Below are 14,308 nucleotides of genomic sequence, written 5' to 3'. Positions count from 1 at the left end.
TCTTTTATACTGCTACGTTATTTTCTCTCAGCGCATCATTGAGGGATGTTTTGAGGTCGGTAGAAGCCTTACGTTGACCAATGATCAGTGCGCAGGGAACCTGATAGGTACCTGCTGGGAAATTTTTGGCAAGCGAACCCGGAATTACCACTGAGCGAGGAGGAACATATCCTTTGTACTCTACGGGCTCAGATCCTGTTACGTCTATGATTTTGGAACTTGCGGTCAGTGTTACCCCGGCTCCTATAACGGCTTCTTTACCGATTCTGACACCTTCTACGATGATGGCCCTTGAACCGATAAAAGCACCTTCTTCCACAATAACCGGTGCAGCTTGCACTGGCTCTAACACCCCACCAATGCCTACTCCTCCACTCAAATGAACGTTTTTGCCGATCTGCGCACAGGAACCGACCGTTGCCCAGGTATCAACCATCGTGCCACTGTCCACATAGGCTCCGATATTAACATAACTTGGCATCATCACCACCCCGGATGCCAAAAAGGCTCCGTATCGTGCAACAGCATGTGGAACTACGCGAACTCCCTGCTTAGCATAATTGGTTTTAAGCGCCATTTTATCATGGAATTCAAATGGTCCCACTTCGATAGTCTGCATCTTTTGGATCGGAAAATAAAGGATTACAGCCTTTTTTACCCAGTCGTTTACTTTCCAGTTTCCATCAGCAGTAGGCTCGGCTACTCTCAGTCTGCCCGCATCCAAATCTGCGATAATAGTTTTTATAGCTATTTCAGTTTCTTTCTCTTTCAGTAATTCCCTGTTTTCCCAGACGGCTTCAATGATTGTCTTGAGTTCCATTATTTTAGTTAGTTTCGTTTATGAGTCAGTTTCCGGCCAAAAAGGTTTCCGTTCTGATCGCTTCCACGCTGAAGCCGATCTTGGATGTTCGAGCTTTTGGAAAGCTCGCCCTTTCGCTTGGCGAAACAAATAAATACAGGCTATTTATCATAGGTTTTTCTCCGAAAAGGCCGACATCCATCCGCGAATTCCGATTTTATTCTTCTGTTAGCCTTTTCGATTCCCGCGTGGATCGCCTGTTGGCGCAGGGAAGATTTATGTTTAGGCTGCTCAAAATCAGACCAAAAATCCTGATTTGCTGCACTTATGAACTATTGCCGATCGCTTCATTTCTGAAATCAATAGTGGGATACAAAATCATTTATGATGTCCAGGAAAACTATCGTGCAAATCTGGATCTCAATCCTAGCCTTTCAATTAACCAAAAAACAAAAGCTTCAAACCTGATTCAGAAAGCTGAATCTGTCCATGGCATCGATCTCTTTCTTTTGGCCGAAAAGTGCTACACGGATGAAATGCCCGAAAAACAACCTTACTTAATTCTTGAAAACAAATACCAAGGGCAAATCAAAAAAACGGAGCCTAAAAGTTTCGAAGGGAAAAACAAAATCCGGTTTTGCATCACCGGTACTATTACTCCGGCTTTTGGCACTTGGGATGCCATTCGTTGGTTTGAAGCAATCCTAAAGAATTATCCCGAAGCTGAATTGGAAATAGTAGGCCACTGCCCTGTTGTTTCTTTTCAAAAGCAACTGTTGGATGTAGCCCGAGGAATCCCAAATCTGATACTTCGAATTGCTCGAAATCCAATCGGACATTCCGAACTTATTGAAGTGATCGCCAAATCAGATTTTGCATTACTCCCTTACCAAAATCATACAGGTATTCGTTACAAAATGCCAACAAAACTTTTTGAATGCGCCGCTTTGGGAGTACCTGTTTTGATCAGTCCCAATGTAAAATGGGAGGATTTTTTGGCTGAGTTCGGCGGAGGATATTCCCTTGACTTTTTAGACCTCCCTCAGGCTGTGAACAATTTGAATGCAGCTTTAAGCCTTACTTTTTTTACAGGAATGCCCACAGACGACATCTTGTGGAAAACTGAAAAGTCTGATTTTCAGCAGGCTGTCCAAAATCTCCTCTCTTAATCTGTATTCTTTTTCGTGGCAGAGTGGATAAGTGTGGGTATTTATCCACTTACACCCCTTCTTTTACACTCAGTTCCTATAAATGGAAACTGATAAAATTCACTTTACAAATCGAATTTTCCATCAGTCTTACAATTGCAACCAATTGTATTTCAATACTATAATTCATTTTTTAGAAACATATAATCTTATTTTTAGACTAATCTAAAAAGGAAAACACATTAAAGAGACGGTTTTCCACAGGTGATTTAGCATTTCTTAAAAATATATTTAGCCATATCTAAATTAATTTTTATATTTGACTTATTATTCAATTTGGATTACCATGGATTTGACCAGCACAGAAGAGAATTACCTGAAGGCCATCTATCACCTCTCCGATGGGGGAAAGAAAAGTGTCTCGACGAATGATATCGCAGCGGAGATGAAAACCAAGGCGGCTTCAGTGAGCGACATGCTCAGGAAACTTGGAGAAAAAGAAGTCATCGAATACCGTAAATATTACGGCCTACAGATCACTGATTCGGGGAAACGATTCGCCTTACAGACCATTCGTAAGCATCGGCTTTGGGAGGTGTTTTTGGTGGAGAAATTAAATTTTGCCTGGGACGAGGTCCATGAAGTGGCAGAGCAACTGGAACACATCCACTCCCCTCTTCTGATTCAGCGTCTGGACTCCTACCTCAATTACCCCAAATTTGATCCGCATGGAGATCCGATTCCTGATGAATTTGGAGATGTAAGAGCGAGACCCCGAGTACAGCTCAACGAAATGGAAGTGGATCAAACCGGTCAGATCGTGGCGGTCAAAGACAGTTCTGCGGCATTTCTACGCTACCTGGATAAAGTCGGTGCCTACATCGGTGCTCGGATCAAAGTACTCGACAAAGTAGAATTTGACGGCTCACTGGAAATCCTGGTAGATCAGAAAAAGACCCTATTCATGTCCAAAGATGTGTCCTGTAACATTTTGGTTTTACAATCATGAGATACTTCTTCCTGTTTGTTTTTGTGTTATTGATTTCTTTCTCCTGCAAAACGGACTCAAAGGAAAGCAGGGAAAAACCGTTGATTGTAGCGACCACCAGCATATTGGCCGATGGGATCAAAAATCTCGTGGGCGATCAGGCTGATGTTATCGCCTTGATGCCGGCGGGAGTAGATCCTCACTTATATAAAGCATCTGTCCGGGATCTGGATTTGCTGACCAATGCAGATTTGGTCGTCTACCATGGTTTGTATCTGGAAGGAAAAATGACAGAGATTTTTGAAAAATTGGCCCTGAGTCAATCACTTATTGACATCTCTCAAGGACTCCCAAAGTCAGAACTGATCCGATCCGGCCCCGAGGCGCATAGCGTAGATCCACACATTTGGTTTGATGTTAACCTCTGGTCAAAAGCGATGGCATACACCTCAGTTGAACTCATCTCCTTGTGGCCTGAATGGCAGTCAACACTTGAATCCAATTCAGCAGCTTACCTTGACCAACTTCAGGTACTTGATGCAGAAGTTCGACTCAAAGTCAATGAACTGCGGTCAGCCGGGCAGATTCTGGTCACTGCACACGATGCCTTTGCCTATTTTGGAAAAGCCTATCAACTCGAAGTCAAATCGCTTCAGGGACTTTCCACCTTGAGCGAACCCGGGCTTCGGGATTTGACCGAGTTGATTCAACTGGTGCAAGTGAATAAAGTCAAAGCCATTTTTGCGGAACAGACCATTTCACCAAAGGCAATCCGGGCAGTGGCTGCAGGTGCAGCTGAAAACTACCATCAGGTCAAGCTCGCAGGCCCACTGTATACCGATAGCCTGGATGCCGTCGGAACTCCCGCCGGAACTTATATCGGAATGGTGAAAACCAATCTCAAAATAATCTACGAAAACCTATTGCTATGATCACACAAGTAGAAAATCCCATACTTGAAATCCATGACCTTACGGTCAGTTACGATCAAAATCCAGTGCTTTGGAATGTAGACCTCAGTTTACCCGGAGGAAAATTGGTGGGAATACTTGGTCCCAACGGGGCTGGAAAATCCACACTGATCAAAGCGATTATGGGTCTGATTGCGCCTACATCCGGCTATGTCAAAGTGTTCGACAAACCACTGAATGAGGTCAGGTCAAGAATCAGTTATGTTCCTCAGCGGGAATCTGTGGATTGGAATTTTCCGGCATCGGTACTGGATGTGGTGATGATGGGGACGTATGGTAAACTTGGGCTTTTTCGCCGTCCCGGAAAAAAGGAAAAAGACATTGCGCTAAAAAGTTTGGAACAGGTCGGAATGAGTGGTTTTGTGAAAAGACAGATTTCTGAACTTTCAGGTGGACAGCAACAGCGTGTATTTATTGCCCGGGCATTGGCACAAGAGGCCGATTTGTATCTGATGGATGAACCCTTTGCCGGGGTGGATATGTCAACAGAAACGGCGATTTTTCAGCTGCTTCAGGAAATGACCGCAGCCGGAAAAACCGTCATTGTAGTTCATCATGATATCCACTCGGCTATGAATTTCTTTGATTGGTTGATCATGCTCAACTTACACTTGGTCGCATCGGGGCCAAAAGAGCTGGTAATGAACGAAGAATTGCTCCGAAAAACCTATGGAGGAAAGCTGAATCTACTCACCCGAGTCACTGACATGATTCGCCAAAAAGACTTCAACCCATTGAAAAGCTGACATGGAAGATTTTATTTACTTCTTCACGTTTCAGGATCCATCCATAGTTTGGGTGGTTTTGGGGATCACTTTGCTGGGAATCGGATCGGCTTATGTTGGCACCTTTTCATTTTTAGATAAAAAGGCACTTTTGGGCGATGCGATTTCCCATGCAGTTCTCCCGGGAATCTGCTTGGGTTTTATGCTTGCAGGTGAAAAAAACCCGGTCTACATTGTCACAGGGGCTTTTGTTTCGGGGGGCGTGGCCACCTTCCTGAGTTCCTGGCTGAAGCGGAACACCAAACTCAGCGAGGACACCATAATAGCGACTATCCTTTCAGTATTTTTTGGATTTGGTATCGTGCTGTTGACCTCTCTTCAGAAAAGCGGCAATCCCGAGATTGCCGGTTTGAATTCCTTCATTTTCGGAAATGCCATCGGGATATCCGAGTCTGATCTAATGCTGTATGGTGGGCTTTCCTTGGTGATCATCATTGTGTTGACCTTGATGCTGAAAGAATTTCGCCTGATGGTCTTTGATCCGGAGTATGGAAAAGCAATAGGATTCCCCATGAAGGCCATTTCATTTCTGTTTAATGTGCTGATGATTTTGGCTGTGGTGATTGGGATTCAGGCGATTGGCGTAGTGTTGATGGCGGCACTCTTAATCACTCCCGGTGCGGCAGCCCGATTCTGGACAGATCAATTGAATCCGCTTTTGATTTTGGCCGCAGTTTTTTCGGTCCTATCCGGGATCCTTGGAACCTATGTTTCATTCGTATTGCCGCAGATGCCTACCGGGCCTTGGGTTGTTGTTTTCCTTTCGATGTTTGCCTTGATCTCTTTTTTGATTTCTCCCAAAAGTGGTATTATTTCCAGATATTTTTCCAGAAAAAAATACCTCCGAAAAACACATCGCGATCACCTGATGAAGGCACTGTATAAAGCCAAAGAAGGAGGCAAGAATGGTTTGCCTATAGAGGAAATCTATGAGCTCTACCCCTACCAAAAAGCGGAAACAAATAAATCAATCAAATATTTATATAGGTCTAAATATATTGTTAAAAATCAAGCTATTATATGTTTAACAGAGAAGGGGATTTCTGATGCGATGCGCATTGTTCGATTACATAGATTATGGGAACTGTACCTCAATGAATCTATGAATATTGCTCCCGACCACGTGCACGATTCAGCCGAACAACTGGAGCATTTGATTACTCCGGAGCTTGAAGCTTTGTTGGAAAAGAGACTCAACTACCCTACCCTCGATCCTCACCAAGAAACTATCCCCAGAGAAAACCATGACCTTCGATAGCAACGCATTTCTGATCATTTTCACAGGCTCGCTGATTGCGATTTCCTGTGGATTTTTGGGGGTCTTTATGATGCTCCGCAAAATGTCCATGACAGGTGATGCCATTTCACACGCAGTGCTACCCGGTATTGTTATCGGATACTTTGTTTCAGGAAGTCAACGGAGTTTGGAAGTAATTATTGGAGCAGGACTCTTGGGGATTTTGGCCACCTTGATGATTGATTGGTTGCGCAAAAAAGCCCGTGTTCAGCTCGATGCCTCGATCGGAATCACCTTTACCTTGCTTTTTGCCATCGGTATTATCCTGATAAATCTCCTTGCCTATAAGGTCGATTTGGATCAGGAATGCGTACTCTACGGAGAGATCGCCTACTTGCCGATCGACAGCTGGATCACCAAAAGCGGCTTAAACCTCGGCCCAAGAATCACCTGGTTGGCAGGGTTAAACTTCTTCTTTGTTATTGGATTTATATACTTACTATTTAAGGAGTTAGTACTCACTAGCTTCGATGAAAACTTTAGCTCGGTGATGGGAATCCCGTCCAAAGGCGTGAACTTGGCTTTGATGAGTATAGTGTCTTATACTACAGTAAGCAGTTTTGAGTCTGTTGGCGCGATATTGGTAGTTGCCTTGCTTGTAGTCCCTCCTGCAACAGCTTTCCTTTGGACCAAGAGCCTGATTCCGCTTCTCAAACTTACCGCTGCAATTGGAATTTCAATTTCGGTTTTAGGGTATTACCTTGCTTACTGGATCGACAGTTCGATTGCTGGAATGATGGTGACTGTTGCCGGAGCCTTCTTTGGAATCAGTGTTTTGATACATGGCAAAAAGCCGGCATGGTTTCGAGGAACTTCTCCCGCCAATCAACCGTTTGGAGTTTGATTGGAAAAAGATGTAAGATGTAAGATATGAGATGCAAGACATTCGCCTCTTTTACCTTTAATTAAAAAATATCAATGAAATATGTAGTCCTTTTAATTTTCGGTGTCTTGTTGAGTTTTTCTACGAAAGCTCAGGATCAGATCAAATGGTTAAAGTTTGAGGAGGCAATCGCTGCCAATGCTCAAAAACCAAAAATGCTGCTTGTGGATGTCTATACCGACTGGTGTGGCTGGTGTAAGAAGATGGACAAGGAAACTTTCACAGATCCCAGAGTCATCGCATACATCAACAATAACTTTTATGCGGTCAAAATGAACGCAGAAGACACCAAGCGGACTTTTGACTTTATGGGAAAAGAATACACAGAAGCCCAAATGGCAGCGGCCATGCGGGTTCGCTCCTATCCTAATTTTGTGGTCATCGAGCCAAAACTTCAAAATATTGCCCAACTTCCCGGCTACAGAGCCCCTGAAGCATTTTTGAGCGGGCTTTCTGAATTGATCGAAAAAGCATTTAAAGCCAAACCATGAGTTTTTCCCCCGCCGAGCGCGAAGATACGATCATCGCACTTGCCACTCCTCAAGGTGTCGGTGCCATTGCGGTGATTAGACTTTCCGGGAAAGACGCCATCAGTGTCACCAACGAAGTCTTTTTCGGAAAAAACCTGGAGGAAGTTCCTTCCCATACCATTCATTTCGGAACAATCCGGGATGGGGATAAAATTATCGATGAGGTATTGGTATCAGTTTTCAAGGCTCCCAAATCCTTCACCAAGGAAAATGTCTTGGAAATCTCCACGCATGGTTCCTCTTATATCATCAGTCAAGTTCTCAAACTTTTCGTCAGAAAGGGCGTCCGCCCGGCCAAACCCGGAGAATTTACCCAGCGTGCTTTTCTTCATGGTCAATTTGACTTGGCACAAGCCGAGGCCGTAGCGGATTTGATTCATGCCGATTCCGAAACAAGTCATCAGGCCGCATTAAATCAAATGCGCGGTGGGTTCAGTTCTGAGATCCAGGAGTTGCGTAACCAACTGATCCATTTTGCCTCCATGATCGAGTTGGAACTTGATTTCACAGAGGAAGACGTGGAATTTGCCAGCAGAGCAGATTTACGTGTTTTGGTTGAGCGGATCCTCCGGATTGTGGAAGAATTGATCCTGAGTTTTGATTTGGGAAATGTGATCAAAAATGGAGTCCCCACTGTCATTGCAGGAAAACCCAATGCCGGAAAATCCACACTCCTCAATGCTTTGCTCAATGAGGAAAAAGCTATCGTATCAGAAATTGCAGGAACCACCCGTGACTTTATCGAAGATGAAATCAGCATTGGAGGCGTGATTTTCCGATTCATCGATACCGCAGGTTTGCGGGAGACCACCGACGTGATCGAAGCTATCGGAGTCAGTCGCACGCAGGAGAAAATGAAGACCGCTTCCCTGATTTTATATCTCTTTGATCTGAGCGATACCGACCTCATCGAGATCAATCGAGACATCAACAAACTGGAAAATCTGGGCGTTCCTTTCCTGAAAGTTGCAAATAAGACAGACAAGGCTAAGGAAAATATTATCAATGAGTTAAAGATACAGCATTCGGACACTATTTTTATCTCAGCCGGCAAAAAAGAAAACCTCGAAGGCCTCAAATCCCGCGTCTTGGAACTCGTCAACCTGGATAAATTCCGAACCGGAAATACCATCGTTACCAATGTCCGCCACTACGACTCCCTCACCAAAACAAGGGAATCCTTACTCGATATTTTGACAGGTTTGGACAATGAAGTGACCAATGATTTCGTGGCGATGGACATCCGCCGATCCCTGCATTACCTGGGCGAGATCACCGGGGAAGTGACGACCGATGATTTACTGGCTAATATTTTCAGTAAGTTCTGTATCGGGAAATAATTTATTAAATTGACAATATGAAGAGTCTAAGAAGAACTAAAAGATCGAAGGCAAAAAAGACGACTGCCTATTTGACCAAGCGTGATTTAATTCGTGTAGCTTCAGCTGCTGTAAAAAAAGCTTCGGATGCTTCGATGCAAATCGCAGGATATGTGGTCAAAGCTGAAAATGGATGGATCGTCAGAGAAAATTCAGATGGTTCGGTAATTCAACTTGAGAAGTTGAAAGACTATTCAAAATCTAGAAAACTTGTCCTCGACTAAATCAAATCTTAGACTTAGGGTCTTTGCCGGGCCAAATGGTTCTGGAAAAAGCACGATAATCAATGCTGTTCGAGATCTCAAGGTTCGTGAAATACCTGTTGATTTTGGGATTTATATTAATGCTGATGAAATCGCGAATGAATTACTAGATGGAACAATTTCTTTTGACAAGTATGAAATCAAAACCAATATTGAAGAATTTTTAGCCTTTACGCTTTCATCAGGATTAATTAATGAAACTTTTTCAAAACAGGATTTTTTAGAGACCTTTTCACTGGAAAAAAATCAAATTACACTTCTTAACCCTGAGTTGAATGAGCGATTAGGACAAATAATGGCTGATTTTCTCCGCAGGAAACTATTAGCCGACAGGAAGAAATTTTCATTTGAAACTGTTTTTTCCCACCCTTCCAAAATTGACATAATGAGAGAGGCAAAAGCTGCTGGATATAAAGTTTACCTCTATTTTGTCTCCACAGAGTCGCCACAAATCAATAAGTACCGAGTCAAAGTTAGAACTCAAAAAGGAGGACACGATGTTCCCGAGGACAAGATCGAGCAGCGGTATTACCGTTCACTGGAACTTATGTTTGATGCCGCCCAAATTGCCTATCAAGCTTATTTTTTTGATAACTCTAAGGACGGAGAGGACTTCAGATTATTTGCCCATTTCAAAAATGTAAGAGGTGAAAAAGAATGGGATCCAATCGATGAAGAAAATGTTCCCGGTTGGTTTATTGAGTATTATTCGAAGAAAGTTAAGAAGTAATTAGGTCCAATTTTACCTTTGGCAAGGATTTAAATAGATCAGTGAGAAGTCATCAAATTTGAATTCCCGTCATAAACTGTCTCATTTTCTTTAGCATTCACTACTTTCCCATTGCTTTTTTAGTCAAAAAAAATGCATCTTGTTATCAGTTTTTTTACCAAGCATGCTCATTTCGAATGTACGATAAGTTACTCAAGCCAAAACAAGCCCTCAAGAAAGCATACCTAAAAGTAAAGCCTAATCGAACTGCAATCGAGCAATTCAAGACAAACCTAATTAGGCTTATCGATCATATCACTGAAGCCGAATCTGAGGAGTTTCATAAGAATTTGGTAATCGATTTTTTAAAGAGAACCTACTACGATCCCAATCATTTTGTAAACACCAAAGGTCGAAATGACCTAGTCATTCATACGGGAGACAAGGCCAAATCCAGTGTAGGGGTAATCATTGAGGCAAAAAAACCGACCAATAAAGCAGAGATGATTTCTGCTTCCAATCTCAATTCAAAGGCGTTTCAAGAGCTTGTCCTATATTATCTCCGGGAGCGTATCACTCAAAACAATCTTGAGGTAAAGAATTTAATTATCAACAATATCTATGAATGGTTCATTTTTGACGCGCAAACTTTTGAACGATATTTTGCTCTGGACAAGGCATTAGTCAGGCAGTTTCAGGAGTTTGAGGCAGGTCGTCTCTCTGAGATCAAAACTGATTTCTTTTATAAAAACATCGCCGAACCGGCCATCGAAAAGGTCAAAGATCAAATCGAGTTTACCTACTTTTCTATCCGAGATTATGAGAAACCCCTGCGGAATGCAGACAAAAAGGATGACCATAAACTAATCGCTCTTTACAAGCTTCTCTCTCCTGAGCATTTGCTGAAGCTGCCATTTGCCAATGACAGCAATTCATTGGATAAACGATTTTACTCTGAGCTACTTCACATTATTGGATTAACAGAGACAGCTGCAGGTGGAAAGAAACTGATCGAAAGGAGTCAAAAAGAAAAGCGGAATTCCGGAAGCATTCTTGAAGATGCAATCATTCAACTCGACTCTTTAGATAAGATTGGGCAGCTTGATAAGCCAAGTCAATATGGAAGTACGCAGGAAGAGCGACTGTTTAATGTCGGACTGGAACTGAGTATAACCTGGATCAACCGAATCCTTTTTCTTAAACTTTTGGAAGCTCAGTTGATCACCTATCACAAAGGGGATAAGACTTATGCATTCCTGAACAAAAAAATCATTCATGATTACGATGAACTGAACGCACTCTTCTTTCAGGTTTTAGCCAAACGGCTGGACGAACGAAATGAGGATGTAAAGCATGCTTTCGCAAAAGTCCCCTATCTCAATTCCTCGCTTTTTGAGCCAACGGAGATGGAGCAGAAAACGATCATGATCAATTTCCTAAAGAATGAAAAAACCATTCCGGTGATTTCTTCCACGGTTCTGAAAAATGATCAGGGTAAAAAGCTGACAGGATCTCTCTCTACCCTCGATTACCTTTTCAAATTTCTGGATGCCTATGATTTTGCCAGTGAAGGCTCGGAAGAAATACAGGAGGACAACAAAACGCTGATTAATGCTTCTGTGCTTGGCTTGATCTTCGAAAAGATCAACGGATACAAAGACGGTTCATTCTTCACACCCGGATTTATCACCATGTATATGTGTCGCGAGACCATCCGCAGGGCAGTGGTACAGAAGTTTAAGGAAGCTTTAAGAACCCACGCCCTAAATCCCTCAAGCAACCTCACCCCTAACCCCTCTCCTTTGAGGAGAGGGGAAAGTGCCCAAATCAAGCTTGGAGTACAGAAAATAGATCCAATTTTATTAGAGAATGCTCGGGAGATGCGGAAGAATCCGACCAAGGCCGAGGACTTCCTATGGCAATTGATAAGAAACCGCAAATTATTAGGTTACAAATTCAGACGACAGCATCCTGTTGCCCAAAAGTTCGTTCTAGACTTTTTTTGTAATGAACTAATGCTGGGAATAGAATTGGACGGCGGATATCATGAAGACATTGGACAAAAAGAATACGATGAGGGAAGATCCTATGAACTGAAGGAATTAGGAATAACCATACTTCGATTTTCAAACGAGGAGGCAATTTGGGAAACCGAAAAAATCTTTGAAGCAGTAAAACACCATTCGGAAACGATTCTCTCCTCCCTCTCCTTTGGGAGAGGGATCGAGGGTGAGGGTAAAAATACCAGAGAATTAAATTCGCTCTCCGATGTGTATGATATCATTGGCCCAAATGAATACTTCTCATATGATGAAGCCAACGCCATCATCAACTCCATTAAAATATGTGATCCGGCGGTAGGCTCCGGACACTTCCTGGTTTCAGCTTTGAATGAAATCATCTCAGTCAAGAATGATTTACGGATTCTGCAGGATAGATCGGGAAAGCGGCTTAAGGAATATGTGGTTGAGGTAGAAAATGACGAATTGATCATTACAGATGAAGACGGAGAGCTCTTTGAATATAATCCAACCAACAAAGAGTCCCATCGGATCCAAGAAACCCTCTTCCATGAAAAGCAGACCATTATTGAAAATTGCCTTTTTGGAGTAGATATCAATCCCAATTCCGTTAAAATTTGCCGGCTTCGACTTTGGATTGAGTTACTAAAAAGCGCCTATTATAAGTCAAGTGAGGAACTGGAAACCTTACCAAACATTGATATCAACATCAAATGTGGGAATTCCTTGGTTTCCCGGTTTGCATTGGATGAGGATTTAAGTCAAGCCCTGAAGAAAAGTAAATTCTCTATCGTAGCATACCAATCTGCTGTGGATCGCTATCGTAACGCAGAAAACAAGGAAGAGAAGCGGGAAATGGAGCGATTGATCAATTCGATCAAATCTGACTTCCGCTCTGAAATTGCTAAAAACGACCCAAAGATTCTCAGAAAAGCCAAACTCGGTGGAGAACTATACAACCTAACCATGCAGACTGGGCTCTTCGAAGAAACAGCGAAAGAGAAAAAGACCAGATTGGAAAGAATCGATAAAGTCAGTCTTGAGCTGGAAAAGCTTGAAACTGAACTCGAAGAAATCAAAGCCAACCAGATCTATGAAAATGCATTCGAATGGCGATTTGAGTTTCCTGAGGTACTTAATGATGATGGGGATTACATAGGTTTTGACATGGTGATAGGCAATCCTCCTTACATTAGACAGGAGGAATTTTCAGACTTAAAACCCTATTTGCAGAGCAGGTTTAAAACATTTGCCGGGACCGCGGACCTCTATGTCTATTTTGTGGAGTTGAGCATGAAACTACTTAAAGACTCAGGTGACTTTGTCTTTATCATCCCCAATAAATGGATGCAGGCCGGATATGGCAAGTCGTTACGGAACTATGTCAAAACCTTTCAGATCAATGAATTATTGGATTTTGGTGATTTGCAGGTTTTTGAGGAAGCCACTACTTATCCGTTGATTATTTCCCTTTCCAAAAGCAATTCAAGCAAAAATTTCAAAGCCGTAAACTTGGATACCCTGAGTTTTCCCACAGGAATGGAAAACTACCTAAGGGAGAACCAACTGGAAGTCTCCCCTCTTGGTCTTTCCGATAGTGGCTGGACGCTAGCTGACAGTCGGTCCCAGGCACTCCTTCTCAAGCTCAAATCCAAAGGAGTTCCTTTATCGGAATATGTGGAAGGAAAAATCTTTTATGGGATTAAAACCGGTTACAATGAAGCTTTTGTCATCGATCGGGAAACCAAAGACCGACTTATCTCTGAAGATCCAAGAAGTGCGGAGGTGATCAAACCTTTTTTGGCCGGAAGAGAAATTAAAAGGTATCAAACCCCTACCCCTGAGAAATATCTGATTCTGTTTCCGAAAGGATTTACGATAAAAAGTAACCTACCAAAAGATGATCCCAATTATATCAGTCAGGTGAACGAACCACCAAGATATGGTTATATGAACTATGATCCAGCATGGCAATGGCTCCAAAGCAATTATCCTGCAATAGCCAATCACCTTAAGCCGTATGAAAACGCAGCTAAAAAAAGGACCGATCAGGGGGATTTTTGGTGGGAATTGAGAGCATGTGATTATTATGGAGAATTTGAAAAGGAGAAGATTATGCTGCCCGATATTTCAATAAAAGCAGAAGCTATTTTAGATACGAATCATATCTATTGTGTCAATACAGCATACATAATTCCCAAGGCTGACCAATATTTGCTGGCGCTTATCAATTCTTCAATGGTTCATTTCATCTATTCGAACTTAACGTCTACAATTAGAGGTGGCTATTTGAGATTCATTAGACAGTACTTAGCCCAAATCCCAATTATAGAACCATTAAGCCAAGTAAGGGAAATGATAGAAACTATATTGAATCAAATCATTGAATCAAAAAATCAAAATCCAACTTCGGACATCTCAACTCTCGAAGCCGAAATCGACCAATTGGTTTATGAGATTTATGGATTGAGTGAGGAGGAGATTGGGATAATAAAAATTTATAAATAAATAAAAATGTTACTACATCACTTATCT

The 14,308-nt window shown here is 42.4% G+C and carries 12 protein-coding genes; 11 read left to right on the top strand and 1 reads right to left on the bottom strand.

Annotated elements, in window-relative coordinates; all coding sequences use genetic code 11:
• Positions 1 to 4 precede the first annotated feature (4 nt).
• Entirely contained in the window at positions 5 to 820 is an 816-nt protein-coding gene (locus BLQ81_RS16375; protein ID WP_092732188.1) for a 2,3,4,5-tetrahydropyridine-2,6-dicarboxylate N-succinyltransferase, read from the bottom strand.
• Positions 821 to 840: 20 nt separating this feature from the next.
• Here BLQ81_RS16375 and BLQ81_RS16370 point away from each other — a divergent pair, with 20 nt between their 5' ends.
• The 11 genes from BLQ81_RS16370 to BLQ81_RS22790 all read left to right on the top strand — a co-directional run bounded on the left by BLQ81_RS16370 (position 841) and on the right by BLQ81_RS22790 (position 14,281).
• Positions 841 to 1,968 carry a glycosyltransferase family protein gene (locus BLQ81_RS16370; protein WP_092732186.1) on the top strand — a complete coding sequence of 376 codons (1,128 nt, stop codon included), beginning with the start codon at positions 841 to 843 and terminating at the stop codon, positions 1,966 to 1,968.
• Between the two features lie 325 nt (positions 1,969 to 2,293).
• Positions 2,294 to 2,956 carry a metal-dependent transcriptional regulator gene (locus tag BLQ81_RS16365; RefSeq protein ID WP_092732184.1) on the top strand — a complete coding sequence of 221 codons (663 nt, stop codon included), beginning with the start codon at positions 2,294 to 2,296 and terminating at the stop codon, positions 2,954 to 2,956.
• Positions 2,953 to 3,867, top strand: a complete 915-nt coding sequence (locus tag BLQ81_RS16360) for a metal ABC transporter solute-binding protein, Zn/Mn family (RefSeq protein ID WP_092732182.1) — start codon at positions 2,953 to 2,955, stop codon at positions 3,865 to 3,867. The genes BLQ81_RS16365 and BLQ81_RS16360 overlap by 4 nt, the downstream gene beginning before the upstream one ends.
• A complete protein-coding gene (locus tag BLQ81_RS16355; RefSeq protein WP_092732180.1) occupies positions 3,864 to 4,652 on the top strand; it encodes a metal ABC transporter ATP-binding protein in 789 nt (262 codons plus the stop codon). Before BLQ81_RS16360 ends, BLQ81_RS16355 begins: the two co-directional genes overlap by 4 nt.
• Before the next feature lies 1 nt (position 4,653).
• Entirely contained in the window at positions 4,654 to 5,949 is a 1,296-nt protein-coding gene (locus BLQ81_RS16350; protein ID WP_092732178.1) for a metal ABC transporter permease, read from the top strand.
• The gene (locus tag BLQ81_RS16345) at positions 5,936 to 6,832 is read left to right on the top strand and encodes a metal ABC transporter permease (protein ID WP_092732176.1); all 897 of its coding nucleotides are present in this window, start codon (positions 5,936 to 5,938) and stop codon (positions 6,830 to 6,832) included. Before BLQ81_RS16350 ends, BLQ81_RS16345 begins: the two co-directional genes overlap by 14 nt.
• 74 nt (positions 6,833 to 6,906) lie before the next feature.
• On the top strand, positions 6,907 to 7,362 hold the full coding sequence (locus BLQ81_RS16340; protein WP_092732174.1) for a thioredoxin family protein: 456 nt from the start codon (positions 6,907 to 6,909) through the stop codon (positions 7,360 to 7,362).
• Entirely contained in the window at positions 7,359 to 8,741 is a 1,383-nt protein-coding gene (gene mnmE / locus BLQ81_RS16335) for a tRNA uridine-5-carboxymethylaminomethyl(34) synthesis GTPase MnmE (RefSeq protein ID WP_092732171.1), read from the top strand. The genes BLQ81_RS16340 and mnmE overlap by 4 nt, the downstream gene beginning before the upstream one ends.
• A gap of 17 nt (positions 8,742 to 8,758) precedes the next feature.
• Positions 8,759 to 9,004 (top strand): hypothetical protein, encoded by a 246-nt coding sequence (locus tag BLQ81_RS16330; protein WP_092732168.1) that lies wholly within the window; start codon positions 8,759 to 8,761, stop codon positions 9,002 to 9,004.
• Positions 8,991 to 9,773: a zeta toxin family protein gene (locus BLQ81_RS16325; RefSeq protein WP_092732165.1), complete on the top strand. Its 783-nt coding sequence runs from the start codon at positions 8,991 to 8,993 to the stop codon at positions 9,771 to 9,773. The genes BLQ81_RS16330 and BLQ81_RS16325 overlap by 14 nt, the downstream gene beginning before the upstream one ends.
• 176 nt (positions 9,774 to 9,949) lie before the next feature.
• Positions 9,950 to 14,281, top strand: coding sequence for a DUF7149 domain-containing protein (locus BLQ81_RS22790; protein ID WP_245693287.1), 4,332 nt, complete (start codon positions 9,950 to 9,952; stop codon positions 14,279 to 14,281).
• Positions 14,282 to 14,308: the final 27 nt, after the last annotated feature.

The sequence above is a fragment of the Algoriphagus alkaliphilus genome (genome assembly GCF_900103735.1).
GTDB lineage: Bacteria > Bacteroidota > Bacteroidia > Cytophagales > Cyclobacteriaceae > Algoriphagus > Algoriphagus alkaliphilus.
Note: the sequence above shows the minus strand (reverse complement) of the source record. Positions and strands in the feature narration are given on the sequence as shown.